Source organism: Streptomyces sp. NPDC012794 (genome assembly GCF_042901085.1).
Lineage (GTDB): Bacteria > Actinomycetota > Actinomycetes > Streptomycetales > Streptomycetaceae > Streptomyces.
The window spans coordinates 399,734-418,355 of sequence record NZ_JBIBCI010000003.1 but is presented as its reverse complement, the minus strand read 5'-3'; the positions used below and the strand labels follow the sequence as shown (position 1 = coordinate 418,355).

Below are 18,622 nucleotides of genomic sequence, written 5' to 3'. Positions count from 1 at the left end.
GGGACGCGGGCGGCCCCGGCGACGTATCGTGTCCGACGGGGGCCATGGGGACCGCACTCGGGGGAGGCGATGTGGAGGACTACGCCGGCCGGATCCTGTCCGACCGCTACCGTCTGCCGATTCCGCCGTCCGACGAGTACGAGCCGATGGAGACCCGGGCCTTCGACACGCGCAGCGGGCAGGAAGTCCTCGTACGGCAGGTGCCGCTGCCCGAGGTGGTGGACGCGGAGCTGCTCGACGGAACCAGCGCGCGGGCCGTGGCCGCCGGGGAACCGCCCGCCGTCCGGCGGGCGATCGCCGCCGCGCAGGCGGCCGCCTCCGTTCCCGACCATCCCCGCCTCGACCAGGTCTTCGACGTGTTCGCGGAGGACGGCTCGCTGTGGATAGTGAGCGAACTCGTCCCCGCCAGGCCGCTGGCCGCGCTGATCGCCGACGAACCGCTGAGCCCGTACCGGGCGGCGGAGGTGGCCTCCGACGTGCTGACCGCGCTGCGCGTGCTGCACGCGCACGGCTGGACGCACCGCAACATCACCGCGCGGACCGTGTTGATATGCGAGGACGGACGGGTCGTCCTGACGGGTCTGGCGGCCGGCGCCGCCGAGGACGCCCTGTGCGGGTACGACCCGGTCCCGCCGCCGGACACCGGTGAGCCGGGCGCGGACGCCGATCCCGCCTGGGGCACCCCGCCGCCGTTCCCGGGGCAGGCGCCGCCCGCGCGGCCGGCGCCGCCCCCGGAGCCCGCGCCGCCCGGTACCCGCGAGGAGGGGCCCCGGTACGCGCCGCTGGTGGCGCCCGGCTACGACACCGGCCCGCGCTACACGGACCACATCACCCCGGAGCCGGCCGGTTCCGCGCCGCCGCAGCGGGCCGGGCGGGCGGCCCCGCCCGCGCCGCCCGCCCCGCCCGCGCAGGACCGGGCCGCCGCCGAGGCCGCCGCCCGCGCCGGGACCGTCGCCGCGTACCGGGCCGGAACCCGGGCCGCGACCGCCGAAGTGGCGCGGCAGCGCGGCCAGCGCGGCCCCGTGGTCGTGCCGGTGCTGCCGCCGACCGGGGCCAACCTGCCCCAGGAGTACGCGTACCCGTACGGGGGGCCCGGCACCGCCGCCGCCACCCCCTGGCACGGGGTGGGCCCGCGCCGCCCGGCCGAGCCGCAGCCCGAGCCGGAACCGCAGCCCGAGCCGTCGCCCGCACCCGCGCCGGAGCCCGCGTCCGCGCCCCCCGCCGAGCCGTACGCCGAGTCGTCCGCCGAGCCGGTCCGGCCCGCGCTGCCCGCCCAGCTCGCCCTCCCGCAGGGCTTCCGCCAGGCCGAGGCCCCCGCCCCGCCGGAGCCGCCGCGCCCCCCGGCCCCGCGCCCGCCCCGCGCGCCCGCGGCCGCGGCCGCCGAGGCTCCCGCAGCCCCCGCGCCCCGTCCCCGCGAAGCCGGCGGGGCCTGGGGCGGCCCCCGCACCGGCCTCGACGCCGAGCGGGCCCGCCAGACCCGGATGGCCGTCGTCGGCCCCCTCACCGAGCGCTGGGCTCCCGAGCAGGCCGCCGGCCCCGTCCAGGGCAACTGGCAGCTGGCCGCGCCCATCGGCCCCGCCACCGACCTCTGGGCCCTCGGGGCCCTGCTGTACCGCGCCGTCCAGGGGCACGCCCCGTACCCCGAGGACAGCGTCGCGGAGCTCGTCGAGATGGTCTGCGCCGAGCCGCCCGCCTTCGCCGAGGACTGCGGCCCGCTGCGCCCCGTCGTGGAGTCGCTGCTGCGCCAGGACCCCACCGAGCGGCCCGACTTCGAGGAGCTGCGCGGCTGGCTGCGCTCGCTGGTGCGCTCCGCCCCGGAGCCCGACGGGGGCTTCGCCGGACTCCCGATGCCAGAGCCGGACCCCGCCCGGCTGCCCGTCGTACGCCGCCGCGGCGATCTGCACGGCCGCCACCGCAACGCCGCCGCCCCCCGCGGACCCCGCTCCCTCGGCCGGTTCCTGCTGGTCGGCGTCCTGGCCCTGCTCGCGGGCGGGGTGGCGTACGCGATGCTCTTCATGCCGCGCGCGGCGGACTCCGGGCAGCAGCCGACCGCCGCCCAGAGCCCGGCGACGGCCTCCCCGGCGCCGCCGAGCCCCCGCCCGGACCCCGCGTCCGGGCCCGCGCGGCCGTCGGGCGGCACCCCGAGCGGCACCCCGGAGTCCAAGCCCGCCCCGCAGGGCGACGCGCCCGCGCCGGAGGGCTACACCGTCCAGCAGGACCCGGCGCACTTCAGCATCGCCGTGCCCAACGGCTGGGAGCGCCAGTCCCTCAACGAGGCCGGGCAGGTGCGCTACACCCAGGGCCAGTTCACCCTGATCGTCGTACCGGGCCGGGACCGCGTCGAGGGCGGCGGTCCGGATCCGCTGGGCTACCAGAAGGACAAGGAGCCCGAGCTGGCCCCGTACCGCAACTCCACCTGGGCCTCCGGCGGGGACGTCAAGTCCACCAAGGTGGGGCAGCAGTTGCGGGTCACGGGCCGCTACACCTGGATCGACGCGGCGGGCCGGTCCCTTTTCGCCCGTAATTTCGTCGTGGCGCTCGGCGGCTCCTATCACGTCGTCATGGTCACGGGTCCGGAGGACAACCAGGACAAGGTCACCGACGTCTTCGAGAAGGCAACGGCGAGTTACAAAGCCGGCGGCTGACGGACGATCAGTACGGCGATTGCGTCACAGTGCTGCCTTACGGGCCCCGCCCGGTTCCGGCAGCGCCCGCAGGCTCCGTAATCTGGCGTGGAGTGCACAGAGCGGCGGGAATTCGTGGAACAGCAGACAGGCGCGGGTGCGGTGCTCGCTGGCCGGTACCGGCTCGTGGAGCCCATCGGCAGCGGCGGCATGGGGAAGGTGTGGCGCGCGCATGACGAGCTGCTGCACAGAACGGTCGCGGTCAAGGAACTGACGGCGGGGCTGTACGTCGCCCAGGCCGACCGGGAGGTCCTGCACGCCCGTACGCAGAAGGAGGCGCGGGCGGCGGCCCGGATCCAGCATCCGGCGGTCGTCACCGTCCATGACGTGCTGGAGCACGACGACCGGCCGTGGATCGTCATGGAGCACATCGACGGTCCCTCCCTCGCGGAGGCCGCCAAGGCCGCCGGCCGGATCGAGCCCCGCGAGGCGGCCCGGATCGGCCTGCACGTGCTGGGCGCGCTGCGCGCGGCGCACGCGGTCGGCGTGCTGCACCGGGACGTGAAGCCGGGCAACGTGCTGCTGGCCAAGGACGGCCGGGTGCTGCTGACCGACTTCGGGATCGCCGCGATCGAGGGCGACTCCTCGATCACACGTACGGGTGAACTCGTCGGCTCCATCGACTACCTGGCCCCGGAGCGGGTCACCGGCGGCGCCCCCGACCCGTCCTCCGACCTGTGGTCGCTGGGCGCCACCCTCTACACGGCCGTCGAGGCCCGCTCGCCCTTCCGCCGCACCTCGCCGATCTCCAGCCTCCAGGCCGTGGTGAACGACGAGCCGCCCGTGCCGCGCCAGGCCGGCCCCCTGGGCCCGGTCATCACCGCGCTGCTGCGCAAGGACCCCGCCGAGCGCCCCTCGGCCGCGGAGGCCGAGCGGATGCTGCTGGAGGCGATGGAGGGCCGCGAACCCAAGGCCGCCCAGGCGTACGTGCCCACGCGCGCGGTGAGCGACGAGGAGCGGGCCTCCGCCCGGGCGGACCTGCCCCCGGCGCCCGAGCCCGCCCCCGCCCAGGGCGCCACCACCGCCCTGCCCGAGCGGCCCGAGGCCTCCGGCGGGCGTCCGCCGGGCCGGCTGCGGCGGGTGGCCGTCGTGGCCCTGGTGGCGGCGCTGCTCGGCGGCGGTGCCGTCTTCGGCCTGCTGAAGTACACCGGCGACGACGGGGACGCGGGCCGGGGCGGCGGCTCGGACAAGGGCACGAGCGCCACCGGCGGGCAGGCCGGCCACAAGGACCCGGCCGGGCCGCCGGCCGGGTGGAACGAGGTCGTGGACCCGTTGGGCTTCACGCTGTTCGTGCCGCAGGGCTGGACGCGCCAGACGGACGGGAACCAGATCGACTACACCGCGGACAACGGCAAGCACTTCATCCGGATCGCGGCGGACCCCACCCCGGACTACAAGGACCCGTACGCGCACGTGCTGGACCTGGAGAAGCAGGTGCAGAAGCGGATGGACTACAAGCGGCAGAAGCTCAACCCGAACACCTTCCGGGACAGCACCGACGCCGTGCTGTGGGACTTCACGTGGACGGAGAAGGGCGTGCACGCCGGACCGCGCCGGGCCATCGAGCAGATGTACGTCGCCCCGAACGGCACCGAGTACGCGATCTACATGTCGGGCCCCACATCCGACTGGGCGACCACCCGCCAGCAGTTCGACGTCGTGCTCAGCGGCTGGGAGCCGTCCTCGAAGGGGAGCTGAGCCGACCGCCCCCGGCCATCCTGCCAGCGATCACTGGCAGATTTGGCAAAATCCGGTTACCCACGGGTACCCAAAGGTCCGCCCGCGCAATACGCTCACCGCCATGACGGACTCGCAGGCCCCCGCCGCCCCCCTCCGCCCCGCACCGCAGCCCACCAACCCGGTCGCCCCGGCCCCGGCAGGCGCCCGCACCGCCGCCGACGTGGTGACCCCCGACCTGGTCACCCGGCTCACCCGCGGAGTGATCGGCTCCGGCCGTACCGCCAACCACACCCCCTTCACCGGAGCCGTGCTGGCGGACCTGCCCGAGGCCACCCCCGAGGACGTGGCCACCGCCTTCGCGAAGGCCCGCGCCGCCCAGCCCGCCTGGGCCGAGGTCCCCGTGCGCCGGCGGGCCGCCGTACTGCTGCGCTTCCACGACCTGGTCCTGGCCCGCCAGGCCGAGGTCCTCGACCTCATCCAGCTGGAGACCGGCAAGGCCCGCCTGCACGCCCACGAGGAGGTCCAGGCCGTCGCCGTCGCCGCCCGCCACTACGGCCGCAAGGCGCCCTCGTACCTGCGCCCCAAGGGCCACACCGGCGCCATGCCCACCCTCACCAAGGTCACCGAGCTCCGCCAGCCGCGCGGCGTCGTCGGCCAGATCGCCCCCTGGAACTACCCCCTCGAACTGTCCGTCGGCGACGCCCTGCCCGCCTTCGTCTCGGGCAACGCCGTCGTCATGAAGCCCGACACCGAGACCGCGCTCACCGCCCTGTGGGCCCGTGACCTGCTCATCGAGGCCGGACTGCCCGCCGAGGTCTTCCAGGTCGTCCTCGGCGAGGGCCCCGTCGTCGGCCCCGAGGTGGTCCGGCACGCCGACTACGTCTCCTTCACCGGCTCCACCCGCACCGGCCGCGAGGTCGCGCAGGGCGCGGCCGCCCGCCTGGTCGGCGTCTCCCTCGAACTCGGCGGCAAGAACGCCATGCTCGTCCTGCACGACGCCGACGTGGAGAAGGCCGCCGCCGGCGCCGTCCGCGCCTGCTTCTCCTCCGCCGGCCAGCTCTGCATCTCCATAGAACGGCTCTACGTCCACGCCTCCATAGCCGACACCTTCGTCGAGCGCTTCGCCGCCCGCACCAAGGCGATGCGGCTCGGCAACTCCCTCGCCTACGGCGCCGACATGGGCTCGCTCGTCGGCGAACGCCAGCTGGAGACGGTGCGGCGGCACGTGGACGAGGCCGTCGCCAAGGGCGCCACCCTCGTCGCCGGCGGCGTGGCCCGCCCCGACATCGGACCGCTCTTCTACGAGCCCACCATCCTCGACGGGGTCGAGGCACCCATGGCGGTCTGCGCCGAGGAGACCTTCGGCCCGGTCGTCTCGGTCTACCGCTTCACCGACGAGGACGAGGCCATCGCCCAGGCCAACGCCACCCCCTACGGGCTCAACGCCAGCGTCTGGACCAAGGACGCCCGCCGGGGCCACGCGGTCGCCGCCCGGCTGCGCACCGGCACCGTCAACATCAACGACGGCTACGCCCCCGCCTACGGCAGCGCCCAGGCCCCCATGGGCGGCATGAAGGAATCCGGCCTCGGCCGCCGCCACGGCTCCGAGGGCATCCTCAAGTACACCGAGGCGCAGACCGTCGCCCACCAGCGGCTGCTCCCCATGGCGCCCTCGCTCGGTATGGACGACGAGCAGTACGCCCGCTTCATGACCAGCAGCCTCAAGGTCCTCAAGGCTCTCCGACTGCGCTAAGGGGGCACCCGTGCCGTACGACTACGACGTCATCGTCATCGGATCGGGCTTCGGCGGTTCCGTCTCGGCGCTGCGCCTCACCGAGAAGGGCTACCGGGTCGGCGTCCTGGAGGCAGGACGCCGCTTCACCCGCGAAGGGCTGCCCCGCAACAGCTGGGACCTGCGCAACTACCTGTGGGCCCCCGCCCTCGGGTTGTACGGGATCCAGCGCATCCACCTCCTCGGGAACGTGATGGTGCTCGCGGGCGCCGGGGTCGGCGGCGGCTCGCTCAACTACGCCAACACCCTGTACGTGCCGCCCGCCGCCTTCTTCGAGGACCGGCAGTGGGCCTCCATCACCGACTGGCGGACGGAACTCGCCCCGTACTACGAGCAGGCCAAGCGGATGCTCGGCGTACGCCTCAACCCGACGCTCACCCCCTCCGACGTCCACCTGAAGGCCGTCGCGGAGAAGATGGGCGTCGGGGACTCCTTCCACATGGCACCGGTCGGCGTCTTCTTCGGCGACGGCGAGGACGCCGGCGGGCAGCCGAAGGTCCGCCCCGGCCAGGAGGTCGCGGACCCGTACTTCGGCGGCGCCGGACCCGCCCGCAAGGCCTGCACCGAGTGCGGCGAGTGCATGACGGGCTGCCGGCACGGCGCGAAGAACACCCTCAACGAGAACTACCTGTACCTGGCCGAGCGGGCCGGCGCCGTCATCCACCCCATGACCACCGTCACCGCGCTCGCCGAGCACCCCGACGGCGGCTACCGGGTCCGCACCGTCCCCACCGACCGGCGCCGCACCGGCCCCGCCCGGGTGCTGCGCGCCCGGTACGTGGTGGTCGCGGCGGGCACGTACGGCACCCAGACCCTGCTGCACACCATGAAGGACCTCGGCGAGCTGCCCCGGATCTCCGACCGGCTCGGCGACCTGACCCGGACCAACTCCGAGGGCCTGGTCGGGGCCCAGACCGACGACCGCCGCTACGGCAGGCGTCACGGCGGTGCCCGGGCGGACTTCACCCGGGGGGTGGCCATCACCTCGTCCGTGCACCCCGACGCCGACACCCACATCGAGCCCGTCCGCTACGGCAAGGGCTCCAACGCCATGGGGTTCCTGACCATCCTCCAGGTGCCGCACGCCCGGCACCGGGTACGGGCCTGGTTCGCCCGCACCGCCGCGCACCCGGTGCAGCTGCTGCGCTCCCTGTCGAACCGGCGCTGGTCGGAGCGGACCATCATCGGCCTGGTCATGCAGTCCCTGGACAACTCGCTGACCACCTACCGCAGGCCCGGTGGCCCGGGGAAGGGCCTGCTGACCGCCCGCCAGGGCCACGGGGCGCCCAACCCGGTGCAGATCGCGGAGGCCACCCGGGCGGCGACCCTGCTGGCCGAGGAGATCAACGGCTTCCCGGGCAGCAACATCGGCGAGCTGATGGGCACCCCGCTGACCGCGCACTTCCTCGGCGGCTGCCCGATCGGCGCCTCGGCGGAGGAGGGCGTCGTGGACCCGTACCACCGGCTGTACGGGCACCCGGGCATCTCGGTGGTCGACGGTTCGGCGGTCTCCGCCAACCTCGGGGTCAACCCGTCCCTGACCATCACGGCGCAGGCGGAGCGGGCGATGTCGTACTGGCCGAACAAGGGCGAGGCGGACCGGCGGCCCGCGCAGGGGGCGGCGTACGAGCGGCTGGAGGCGGTGGAACCGATCCGTCCGGCCGTGCCCAAGGAGGCTTTCGGCGCGCTGCGGCTGCCCTTCCTCGCGGTCCCCGAAGTCCCGCCGCGGCACCCGGAACCCGGGCGCTGACACCGGGGGACTGACAACGGTGAGTACCGCGCTCCCCCTCCGAGCGCGGTACTCACCGCGGTACATGAGTGGACTGGCGGTCTCCGAAAAAGGTTGTACCGGAATCCTTTGCGGTGGTCTGTGGTGTCGGTCACACCCCCGAGTGCGCAACCGCGGCGGCGGTCCGGGGGTCAAGGGTGGCATGAGACAGCGCATCTCCCTGCTGGCCGCGTGCGGCCTGGTGGCCGTGGGGCTGACCACCCCCGCCGCGATGGCCGCCGAAACCGCGGACCCCGTCTTCCGCCTGTCCGGTCCGGCCGCCCTCGCCCTGCGGCCGGGCTCCCCGCAGCCGGTGACCCTGCACTACAAACTGCTCGACGCCGACACCTTCGGCGGCGCGTCCACCCTCACCTTCGACCTGACCAAGCTCGCCGGCGTCGCCTCCGTGAAAGAGGCGGCGGGGAGCAAGAAGTGCGAGGACAAGGGCACCACCCTCGTCTGCAAGGACACGGGCCCCCACGCCGGCGTGGACCTGGAGGCCGTCGCCGTCAAGGACGCCAAGGACGGCGCCTCGGGCGAGCTCACGGTGACCGGCACGGCCGCCGGGGCCACCGTCACCCCCGCCTCGACCACCGTTTCGGTGGGCGGGCCCGACCTGGTCATGCGGAAGCTGGACCTCAAGACGGAGCCGAAGCCGGGCGAGAGCCAGGCCCTGCCCCTGGTCTTCAGCAACGAGGGCACTCAGCCGGCGAAGGGGGTGGTCCTGGAACTGGAGGCCAGCCACGGCCTGGAGTTCCCGGAGCGGTACGACAACTGCACCTACCGCACCACCCGCACCTCGACCACCGCCGTCTGCACCGTCGAGGGGGAGTTCGAGGCCAAGGCCGCCTACGAACTGGCCGGCGACAGCCCGCTGCACCTGAAGGCCGGTCCGCACGCCCTCAACGAGCGTTTCGGCTACGGCATCTACCCGGCGGGCACCCCCAAGCAGGCGACGGACACCGACGCCAAGGGCCCCGTCGCCAACGGCACCACCGCCTCGGGCCGCAAGCTCGTCGCCCGCAAGAAGGCCGCGCCCGCCGCCGTGTCCCCGTACGGTCCCGACCTGAACCCGGCCGACAACAAGCGCGTCCTCACCCTCACCGTGCCCAACCAGGCCGACTTCGCGGCCGAGCCCCTCACCGTCAAGGGCGCCGCCGGCAGCAAGGTCAAGGCCGTCGTCGCCGCACGCAACCACGGCCCCGCCTGGGTCACCGGCACCGGCCCCGCGGCCGTGGTCGACGTGCTCCTCCCCGAGGGCGTCAAGGTCCTCACGGCTCCGGCGGCCTGCCGCGCCGTGCAGCCGGCGCAGTACCGCTGCGCCACCGGGACGTCCGTGCTGGAGAACGAGAAGCTGGCGTTCCCCTTCGAGCTGAAGATCGAGAAGGCCGTCAAGGACGCCAAGGGCGCCATCACCGTCGGCCGCCTCGGCGAGAAGGGCGAGCCCGCGAAGCACGCCTTCGACCCGGTGCTGGCCAACAACCAGGCCCCCTTCACGGCCAACCCGACGGTCACCCCGACGAAGTCGCCGAGCCCCTCCACCTCCGGCAGCCCCTCGGCGAGCACCTCCGCGAGCGCCTCGGCCACCCCGGGCTCCACCACCGGCTCCACCACGGGCGCCGGCGCCTCGGCCGCCGCCGGCCGCAGCGGCGGCCCGCTGGCCTCGACCGGCAGCACGGCGGGCCTGGTCGGCGTCGCTGGCGCAGGGCTGGTCGCGGTCGGCGCCGCGCTGTACCTGTCGTTCCGCCGCCGCGACGGAGGCGGCGCGCACGCGTGACCGCTTAGAAGGCGGCACGTAGAAGACGGAAAGACGAACGGCCGGCCAGGGGCGTCCCCCGGGCCGGCCGTTCACATGGGTGACCGGACCGCTGTCCCCTGCCGTCCGGTCACACGAGGGAGCGAGGTCCCACGACGCGCGCCGTCGGGCGTCGCGCCTCATCGCTCCCGTGGAGCCACGCGTGGTGCTGCGTCCCGCGCCTGGCTGGCACGGACAACCTCCCCAACGAAGACCCCCGGGCCCGGTCACGGCCCGGACGGGTGACGAGCGGGCGCCCGCTCGGTCAGACGCGGCCCCGGCACAGCTCCAGCAGGGTCATCGCGAGAGCCGTCCCCGGCTTGCCGAGGGCGTCGCTCCAATGGGAGAGCACCTCCATCTCGCGCGAGAGGTGCACCCGCCGCCCGCCCGCCCCGATCCGGGCCTCCTGGATCACGGTCGAGACGGCCATCCGCTCCTGGATCAGCCCGATGATCCGGTCGTCGAGGGCGTCGATGCGCTCGCGGGAGCCGGCGATCAGCTGCTCGGGGGTGGTGGTGATCGTGGTCATGGCGTCATCTCTCCTGTGGTGGGTGGTGGGCGGTGGCCCGGCAGGAGCGGAAACGCGGAGCGCCCCGGTCCTGTCGGACCGGGGCGCTCTGGGAAGTCAGCGGCTCAAGCGAGCATCACACGGACCCATGGCGACCGGACCGGCCGGTGCCATAGGTAAAGAGGAAGCTCAGCTGCTTGCGCACGGTACGGATTATGACCGCGGGCCCCGCTCCCGGCCAACCGGGTTCGGATGGTGAGACGAAGGGGAGGTGCCGCCCCCCGTTAGAATCGACAAAACAAACCCTCTTCCGCCGGAAGGCCGTCCCGTGCCAGAAGCACCCTCCGCCGCCCACGACAGCGCCCCGGACACGGTTCTCGTCGTCGACTTCGGCGCCCAGTACGCCCAGCTCATCGCCCGCCGCGTCCGCGAGGCCCGGGTCTACAGCGAGATCGTGCCCAGCACGATGCCCGTGGCCGAGATGCTCGCCAAGGACCCCAAGGCGATCATCCTCTCCGGCGGACCGTCCTCCGTGTACGAGGAGGGTGCCCCGCGCCTGGACGACGCCCGCGGCCTCTTCGAGGCCGGTGTCCCGGTCTTCGGCATGTGCTACGGCTTCCAGCTGATGGCGACGACCCTCGGCGGCACCGTCGACAACACCGGTGCCCGCGAGTACGGCCGCACCCCGCTGGCCGTCTCCAAGAGCGGCTCCACCCTCTTCGAGGGCACCCCGGAGAACCAGTCGGTGTGGATGTCCCACGGCGACGCCTGCTCCGCCGCCCCCGAGGGCTTCACCGTCACCGCGTCGACGAACGTCGTCCCGGTCGCGGCCTTCGAGAACGACGAGAAGCGCCTGTTCGGCGTGCAGTACCACCCCGAGGTCATGCACTCCACGCACGGCCAGCAGGTCCTGGAGCACTTCCTGTACCGGGGCGCGCGCCTGAAGCCCACCTGGACCACCGGCAACATCGTCGAGGAGCAGATCGCGGCCATCCGCGAGCAGGTCGGCGACAAGCGCGCCATCTGCGGCCTGTCCGGCGGCGTGGACTCCGCGGTCGCCGCGGCCCTCGTCCAGAAGGCCATCGGCTCCCAGCTGACCTGCGTGTACGTCGACCACGGCCTGATGCGCAAGGGCGAGACCGAGCAGGTCGAGAAGGACTTCGTCGCGGCCACCGGCGTCCAGCTGAAGGTCGTCGACGCGCAGGAGCGCTTCCTGAACGCGCTGGCCGGCGTCTCCGACCCGGAGACCAAGCGCAAGATCATCGGCCGCGAGTTCATCCGCGTCTTCGAGCAGGCCCAGATGGAGATCCTCCAGGAAGACGGCCCGGCGGTCGCCTTCCTCGTCCAGGGCACCCTGTACCCGGACGTCGTGGAGTCCGGCGGCGGCACCGGCACCGCCAACATCAAGTCCCACCACAACGTGGGCGGCCTCCCCGACGACATCGAGTTCGAGCTCGTCGAGCCGCTGCGCCAGCTGTTCAAGGACGAGGTCCGGATGGTCGGTCAGGAGCTCGGCCTGCCCGAGGAGATCGTCCAGCGCCAGCCCTTCCCGGGCCCCGGCCTCGGCATCCGCATCGTCGGCGAGGTCACCAAGGAGCGCCTGGACCTGCTGCGCGAGGCCGACGCCATCGCACGCCAGGAACTCACCGCCGCCGGCCTGGACCGGGAGATCTGGCAGTGCCCGGTCGTCCTGCTCGCCGACGTCCGCAGCGTGGGCGTCCAGGGAGACGGTCGCACCTACGGCCACCCGATCGTGCTGCGCCCCGTCTCCTCCGAGGACGCCATGACCGCGGACTGGACGCGCATGCCGTACGAGGTGCTGGCCCGGATCTCCACCCGCATCACCAACGAGGTGCCGGACGTGAACCGCGTGGTCCTCGACTGCACCAGCAAGCCCCCGGGCACCATCGAGTGGGAGTAGTCCCCACCCGCGGTGCCGACGGAGCCGCCGCCCCCTTCACGGGGCGGCGGCTTCCGCCTTTCCCGGGGCTTCCTCTGGCCACTTCGGGGCCGCGCCGGTAGCTTGCGCGGCGCACTGCCGCGCACGCGCACCGCCGCGCACGCCGCGACCTGGAGGAGGCACGCATGCCGGACCAGCCCGTACCCGTGCCGGTGGACCGGCTGGCCTTCGAGATGCCGCCCGCGTACGAGGACCCGGCCGAGGAGCGCGCCCACCGCAGGGAGCGGCTCGCCGGGGCACTGCGGCTGCTGGGGCGCCTCGGGTACGAGGACGGCGTCGGCGGACACGTCACCGCGCGGGACCCGGAATTCGAGGACTGCTACTGGGTCAACCCCTTCGGCCGGGCCTTCGCCGGCCTCCGCCCGGACGACCTGCTGCTGGCCGACGGGGACGGGCGGGTGCTGGAGGGCGGCCGGCGGCTCAACGAGCTGGCCTTCGCCGTGCACGCCGCCGTGCACCGGGCCCGGCCCGACGCCGTCGCGGTGGTCCGCACGCAGGGCCCGTACGGCAGGGCGCTGGCCTGCCTCGGCGAGCTGCTGGCCCCGGTCACGCAGGAGGCCTGCGCCTTCTACGAGGACCACGCGCTGCTGGACGAGTACCCGGGGGACGGCGTCGCCGACCCGGCACGGACCGCCCGCGCCCTCGGCCCGTACAAGGCGCTGATCCTGCGCAACCAGGGGCTGCTGACGGTCGGCGGCTCGGTGGACGCGGCCGTCTGGTGGTTCATCGCGGCGGAACGGGCCGCGCAGGTGCAGCTGATCGCGCGGGCCGCCGGCAAACCGGTCCCCGTCGGCCATCGGGCCGCCGTGGCCACCCGGGAGCGGTTCGGCGGCGACCTCGCCGCGTGGGTGAGCTACCAGCCCCTGTGGCAGACCGTCGCGGAGGGTGGCGTCAACATCATGAACCGTTAATCACCTGCTCTGACATCGTGCGCAATCCGGAGCACTGTCGCAGTGGTGCACAATTCGCTGGCATTGCACCGAAGTTCAGAGAGGCGGCACGCACGTGGCTGTCCAAGAGATGTCCCGGAGTACCCATACCGCCGTCTGCGCCTGCGACGACTGCGCACGGGAGGGCCACCGCAGAGCGGTCGCCGCCTTCCTCGAGAAACGGGACGAGTTCGCCGCCGGGCAAGGGGTGCCGGCCGCGGTGGCCCACTCGCTCGGCGCCTCCCGCCAGTGGGTCTCCGACGAGCTGGCCCTGTCCGCCCGCACCGTCGCCGAACGGGGCCGGGAGGCCGGGCACTCCTGGCTGTACCTGTTCTCGCGGCGGGCCGTGCTCGCCCTGTGGATCGCCGCCGGGCTGCTGCTGCTGGTCCAGGTCGGCACCGCGCTCGGCGCCGGCTGGTCCACCGCCCGCACCGCGGGGCTGCTGGCCGCGCTGACGCTGGCCGGACTGCTCACCGTCGCCGCCCGCGCCCAGTCGCTGCGGGGCGGACTGCTGGCCCCCGTCGTCGGAGAGGACAACCGCCTCTCCACCTCCAAGGCGGTGCCGAGCGCCTGGCTGGTGCTGACCGCCTTCGCGGCGCTGCTGCCCGCGCTGCGGCTGGCCGCCTCCTCCCCCGGTCCCGAGCGCGAGGCCCTGTACCAGGGGTTCGCGCTGGGGCGGGCGCTGCCGCTGCTGTCGGTGGTCGCGCTGACCTCCGGGGTGGCGGTGCTGGTACGCCGCGTGGTCTCCGTACGGATCATGGGGCAGCGGCTGCAGAAACTGCCGGCGGACCGCCCGCGCGGGGTGGACCTGCTCACGGACGACGACGGCCGCGGCAGCTTCCCGGACGCGCAGTACGTGTTGGTCTCCACCGTGGTGCTGGCCTACGCGGCGGTGTCGCTGGCCCGCTTCCCCGACCGGCTGCCGCAGCTGCCGTGGGCGCTGGCCCTGCTGATGGCGCTGTCCGCGGCCGTGTACCTCGCGGCGAAGTACGCCGAGGGGAGCCGCCCGCTGGTGCTCTCGGTGGTCCGCAGGCGCGAGCCCGGCGACATCGACGCGGCCGTCCGCCCCGGCGACGACATCGAGATCCGCGGCGTCGGCTTCGTGCCGCCCGGGGCGCAGACCCCGGAGATGCTCGCCCGGCTGGTCGTGCGGATCGGCTCGGTCCACGTGCACGTGCCGCTGGTCCCGGTGGCCGGCGGGTTCACCAACCCCTCCGACGCGGTGCTCACCGTCCCCGTGCCGGCGGAGGTGGAGCCCGGCCGGGTGGACGTACAGGTCGTCACGGCGGCGGGGGTGGAATCCAACCGCTGCGTCATCGACGTGGCCGAGTGAACGGGGTAGACATGGGGGCGTGACCCGAACTGACGCCCCATCCGGGCAGCGGACCACCCCGCTCAAGGAGCTGGCCACCCGCTACGCGCTCTTCCCGCTGCGGATCTTCCTCGGCGTGACCTTCGTATACGCGGGCATCGACAAGCTGACGGCCGGGGGCTTCCTCGCCGAGACCGGCAGCGGCTCGGTCGGCGAGATGATGCGCGGCGTACGCGACACCTCCGCGATCCCCGCCCTGGTCGACCTGGCCCTGAAGGCCCCCGTCGGCTTCGGCCTCGCCATCGCCATCGGGGAACTCCTCGTGGGCCTCGGCGTGCTCGCCGGGGTACTGACCCGGCTCGCCGCCGCCGGCGGACTGCTGATCTCGCTCAGCCTGTGGCTCACCGTCTCCTGGGCGGTGACCCCGTACTACTACGGCAACGACCTGGCGTACCTGATGGCCTGGACCCCGCTGGTCCTCGCGGGGGCGCCCTACTGGTCGTTCGACTCGATGATCCGGTCGCGCTGATCCCGGCGCACGGCGTACGTGACCATCCCGACCAGGGCGGCCAGTGCCAGCCCGCCCAGCGCGAACGGGACCACCAGCAACCACGGCACGTCCGTCTCACCGGACGCGTCGAGCAGGTGGAGCACGCCCGCGGCGGTCAGGACGAGACCCGCCAGCAGCCGTCCCGGCTGGAACTCATGACGCCGCACGGACAACCTCCACCTGTCCCACGCCCGCGTGCAGGCGCAGCTCGATCGTCCCGCCGGCCTCGGTGCCGGCGGCCGGGGGCAGGGTTGCCCGCCGGGTCTCGCCCTCGCTCCTGATCCGGATGCCGGGGCCGGTTTCCCCGGGCAGCTCGATGTCGCCGAGCCGGATCGAGACTTCCGCGTTCGCGGTGACCTCCCGGGGGAGGACCACCTTCAGCCGGCCCGCCTCGATGGCGGCCCGGACGGCAACCGTGGCACCCCTGGGCACGTCCAGGCGGCTCAGGTCCAGAGTCGCCAGCCCCGTCCCCGCCGCGTAGGCGGGCCGTACGTCCGCCACCGCCGCCGGGCGCCAGGCCACGTCCCGCCAGTCGGTGCCGATCTCGCGCGGCAGGGCGGCCGCGGCCGCGAGCAGACCGGCGGTCATCAGGCCGAGCAGGACCGTGCCGAAGCCGGTGCGGCCCTTGACGGAGCTGACCGCGAGGCCCAGACCGAAGACGGCGAGCGCGCAGGCGAGCCCCACCCGGAGGGCGTGTCCGAGCGTGCTGCCCTCCCACACCGCGGCGGTGCCGGCCCCTCCCGCCAGCAGGGCCAGGAGGAACACCCGGCCGCCGATGCCGCCGCGCGGCGGCGCGGGCGTCCCGGCCCGGGGCCCGTGCGGGGCGGGACCGGGCCGGTCCCCGGCGGGGGCGGTGTCGTCCGGGCCCCACAGGTAGCCCGCCGAGCCGACCGGGCCCGTGGTGCCGTCCTTGACCAGCGGGTCCCGCCACCAGGAAGGGCTGCCGGGCACCGGCGGCGCCTGCGTCTCTGGCGGTGCCGGACGGTGCGCGGCGGGGGCCTGGGCCTCGGGAGCGGCGGTCTCGCGGTGGCGCCGGGACCAGTAGGAGGCCCCGCCGAGCGCCAGGACGACCAGCACCGAGAAGGCGCCCATCACCCCGTTGTCCAGCATCGACAGAAACAGCGCGCAGCCCACCAGCGCGCTGAACACGGCGGCCAGCGTGGCGCCCTCGACCCGGCCGGTCAGCAGCCGCTTGCCCTCGCTGTCCTCCTCGCCCTCCAGGGGCAGCAGCAGCCACGCGAAGCCGTAGAAGATCAGGCCGACGCCGCCGGTGACGGTGAGCACCCCGAGCACGATCCGGAACACCACCGGGTCCAGGTCGAAGTACCGGCCGAGGCCGCCGCACACGCCCGCGAGGACCTTGTCGCGCTTGCTCCGGCGCAGGGGTGGCCGCTCTGCGGGGGCCGGTGCCCCGGGACCCGCCGGCGGGGCGTCGTGTACGTCGGTCATGCGTCCATGGTGACGGGCGGTGCGGGCCCGCGGCACCGGGCCCTACCCTGGCGCAACCCTGATATCCCCCCTGCCGGAGTGGGGGAATGCCCTGATGCCGGGGCGCGTCCGGGCGTGTGACCCTTGGTGGCATGCCCGTAGCCGCCGCTCCCCGCATCCCGCACGCACCCGACCCGGAGGACGTCCCGCACCGCAGGCTCTACCGCAGCGCCGACGGCCGGATGCTCGGCGGGGTCGCGCGCGGTCTCGCCGGACACCTCGGGCTGCCCGTGATCTGGGTCCGGCTCGCCTTCCTCGGCATGTTCATGTTCGGCGACGGGCTCGGCGTACTGCTCTACGCGGCGTTCTGGGTCTTCGTACCGCTCGGCCAGGGCGGCAAGACCGGGCACCACTCCTTCTTCGAGACCCTCGCCGACGGCACCCGCCGGCTGCGCAAACCCGACAAGGGAGCGGTCTCCGGTCTGATCGCGCTGGCCGTCGGAGCGGGCATCTTCGTCTCCCAGCTGCGCGTCGGCGGCGAGAACGGCCGCTACATCTGGCCCACCTTGCTGGTCGGGGCCGGCGTCGTCCTCGTCTGGCGTCAGGCCGACAACGCCCGCCGCGCCCACTGGAGCGCCGCCGCCGGACGGCAGAAGGGCCTCCTGCAGGCCGCGCGCGCCCTCGCCGGGGTCGTGCTGGTCGGTGTGGGCCTGACCGTGTTCATCGTCGTACGGGGCTCCGCGGCCCAGCTCGGCAACCTCCTCACCGCCGTCCTCGCCGTCCTCGTCGGCATCGCCCTGCTCGCCGGGCCCTGGCTGATCCGCATGACCCAGGACCTCTCCGAGGAGCGCCTGATGCGCATCCGCGCCCAGGAGCGCGCCGAGGTCGCCGCCCACGTCCACGACTCGGTGCTGCACACCCTCACGCTGATCCAGCGCAACGCCGACGACGCGGGCGAGGTGCGCCGCCTCGCCCGCGCCCAGGAGCGGGAGCTGCGCAACTGGCTCTACCGGCCCGAGGGCACCGGCAAGGAAGAGGCGGAGGAGCCGGCCACCCTCGCCGAGGCCGTGAAGAAGACCGCCGCCGAGGTCGAGGACCACCACGGCGTTCCGATCGAGGTCGTCGTGGTCGGCGACTGCCCCCTCGACGAGAAGCTCGGGGCACAGATCCAGGCCGCGCGCGAGGCGATGGTCAACGCCGCCAAGTACGGTGGCGACGGCGGCCCCGTGCAGGTGTACGCGGAGGTCGAGGGCGGGACGGTGTTCGTGTCCGTACGCGACCGCGGCCCGGGCTTCGACATGGAAGCGGTACCGGACGACCGCATGGGCGTACGAGAATCGATCATCGGCCGGATGCAGCGCAACGGGGGGACCGCGGTGCTGCGGTCCGCGCCCGACGGCGGCACGGTAGTCGAGCTGGAGATGGAGAGGGCGGCGAAGACAGCATGACCGAGGACAACGCGACCACCGGCGGCGCGAGCAGGAGGGTCCGCGTGGTGCTCGTCGACGACCACCGGATGTTCCGCACCGGAGTCCAGGCCGAGATCGGCGACACCGCCCGGACCGGGGTCGAGGTCGTGGGCGAGGCCGCCGACGTGGACCAGGCCGTCACCGTCATCACCGCCACCCGCCCCGAGGTGGTCCTCCTCGACGTGCACCTGCCCGGCGGCGGCGGGGTCGAGGTGCTGCGGCGCTGCGCCCCGCTGATGGCGGCGGCCGAGAATCCGGTGCGGTTCCTGGCACTGTCCGTGTCGGACGCCGCCGAGGACGTCATCGGCGTCATCCGGGGCGGTGCGCGCGGCTACGTCACCAAGACCATCACCGGTGCCGACCTGGTGGACTCCGTCTTCCGGGTCCAGGAAGGGGACGCGGTGTTCTCGCCCCGACTGGCCGGCTTCGTCCTGGACGCCTTCGCCTCGACGGACGCGCCGCCGGTCGACGAGGACCTGGACCGGCTCACCCAGCGCGAGCGGGAGGTGCTGCGGCTGATCGCGCGCGGGTACGCGTACAAGGAGATCGCCAAGCAGCTCTTCATCTCGGTGAAGACGGTGGAGTCGCACGTCTCGGCGGTGCTCAGGAAGCTCCAGCTCTCCAACCGCCACGAGCTGACCCGCTGGGCGACGGCCCGCCGGCTGGTCTGATCTGCGCCGCTGCCCGGGCCCCCGTGTGATCCACGCCGCAGGCCCGGAGGGCAACCGGAGGGCGCCGCACCCCACT

The 18,622-nt window shown here is 74.1% G+C and carries 14 protein-coding genes; 11 read left to right on the top strand and 3 right to left on the bottom strand.

Annotated elements, in window-relative coordinates; translation table 11 throughout:
- Positions 1-44: 44 nt before the first annotated feature.
- The 5 genes from ACFY7H_RS07985 (at position 45) to ACFY7H_RS07965 (ending at position 9,701) form a co-directional block, all read left to right on the top strand.
- Positions 45-2,645: a protein kinase gene (locus ACFY7H_RS07985; RefSeq protein ID WP_388934711.1), complete on the top strand. Its 2,601-nt coding sequence runs from the start codon at positions 45-47 to the stop codon at positions 2,643-2,645.
- A 114-nt stretch (positions 2,646-2,759) separates the two neighbouring features.
- Positions 2,760-4,382: a serine/threonine-protein kinase gene (locus ACFY7H_RS07980; RefSeq protein ID WP_388934708.1), complete on the top strand. Its 1,623-nt coding sequence runs from the start codon at positions 2,760-2,762 to the stop codon at positions 4,380-4,382.
- Between the two features lie 103 nt (positions 4,383-4,485).
- A complete protein-coding gene (locus ACFY7H_RS07975; protein ID WP_388934705.1) occupies positions 4,486-6,117 on the top strand; it encodes a succinic semialdehyde dehydrogenase in 1,632 nt (543 codons plus the stop codon).
- 10 nt (positions 6,118-6,127) lie between these two features.
- Positions 6,128-7,906 (top strand): GMC oxidoreductase, encoded by a 1,779-nt coding sequence (locus ACFY7H_RS07970; RefSeq protein WP_388934702.1) that lies wholly within the window; start codon positions 6,128-6,130, stop codon positions 7,904-7,906.
- 181 nt (positions 7,907-8,087) lie between these two features.
- Positions 8,088-9,701, top strand: a complete 1,614-nt coding sequence (locus ACFY7H_RS07965; RefSeq protein ID WP_388934699.1) for a hypothetical protein — start codon at positions 8,088-8,090, stop codon at positions 9,699-9,701.
- A gap of 283 nt (positions 9,702-9,984) precedes the next feature.
- Here ACFY7H_RS07965 and ACFY7H_RS07960 read toward each other — a convergent pair whose 3' ends face one another.
- Positions 9,985-10,248, bottom strand: coding sequence for a chorismate mutase (locus ACFY7H_RS07960; protein WP_388934696.1), 264 nt, complete (start codon positions 10,246-10,248; stop codon positions 9,985-9,987).
- Between the two features lie 307 nt (positions 10,249-10,555).
- On the opposite strand from ACFY7H_RS07960, the gene guaA reads away from it, so the two are divergent.
- The 4 genes from guaA to ACFY7H_RS07940 all read left to right on the top strand — a co-directional run bounded on the left by guaA (position 10,556) and on the right by ACFY7H_RS07940 (position 14,957).
- On the top strand, positions 10,556-12,148 hold the full coding sequence (gene guaA, locus ACFY7H_RS07955; protein WP_388934693.1) for a glutamine-hydrolyzing GMP synthase: 1,593 nt from the start codon (positions 10,556-10,558) through the stop codon (positions 12,146-12,148).
- A gap of 164 nt (positions 12,149-12,312) precedes the next feature.
- Positions 12,313-13,098 (top strand): class II aldolase/adducin family protein, encoded by a 786-nt coding sequence (locus ACFY7H_RS07950; RefSeq protein WP_388934691.1) that lies wholly within the window; start codon positions 12,313-12,315, stop codon positions 13,096-13,098.
- A 94-nt stretch (positions 13,099-13,192) separates the two neighbouring features.
- Positions 13,193-14,449, top strand: a complete 1,257-nt coding sequence (locus ACFY7H_RS07945; RefSeq protein WP_388934689.1) for a hypothetical protein — start codon at positions 13,193-13,195, stop codon at positions 14,447-14,449.
- 19 nt (positions 14,450-14,468) lie between these two features.
- On the top strand, positions 14,469-14,957 hold the full coding sequence (locus ACFY7H_RS07940) for a DoxX family protein (RefSeq protein WP_388934687.1): 489 nt from the start codon (positions 14,469-14,471) through the stop codon (positions 14,955-14,957).
- On the opposite strand, the gene ACFY7H_RS07935 is transcribed toward ACFY7H_RS07940, so the two are convergent.
- Complete coding sequence (locus ACFY7H_RS07935; protein WP_388934685.1) at positions 14,921-15,145, bottom strand: hypothetical protein; 225 nt, start codon at positions 15,143-15,145, stop codon at positions 14,921-14,923. The two genes, ACFY7H_RS07940 and ACFY7H_RS07935, sit on opposite strands and share 37 nt — an antisense overlap.
- The gene (locus ACFY7H_RS07930) at positions 15,132-16,427 is read right to left on the bottom strand and encodes a PspC domain-containing protein (RefSeq protein ID WP_388934683.1); all 1,296 of its coding nucleotides are present in this window, start codon (positions 16,425-16,427) and stop codon (positions 15,132-15,134) included. The genes ACFY7H_RS07935 and ACFY7H_RS07930 overlap by 14 nt, the downstream gene beginning before the upstream one ends.
- Positions 16,428-16,558: 131 nt before the next feature.
- Between ACFY7H_RS07930 and ACFY7H_RS07925 the strand changes: the two genes are divergently transcribed.
- Entirely contained in the window at positions 16,559-17,854 is a 1,296-nt protein-coding gene (locus ACFY7H_RS07925; protein ID WP_388934680.1) for a PspC domain-containing protein, read from the top strand.
- Positions 17,851-18,546, top strand: a complete 696-nt coding sequence (locus ACFY7H_RS07920) for a LuxR C-terminal-related transcriptional regulator (protein ID WP_388934678.1) — start codon at positions 17,851-17,853, stop codon at positions 18,544-18,546. Before ACFY7H_RS07925 ends, ACFY7H_RS07920 begins: the two co-directional genes overlap by 4 nt.
- Positions 18,547-18,622 lie beyond the last annotated feature (76 nt).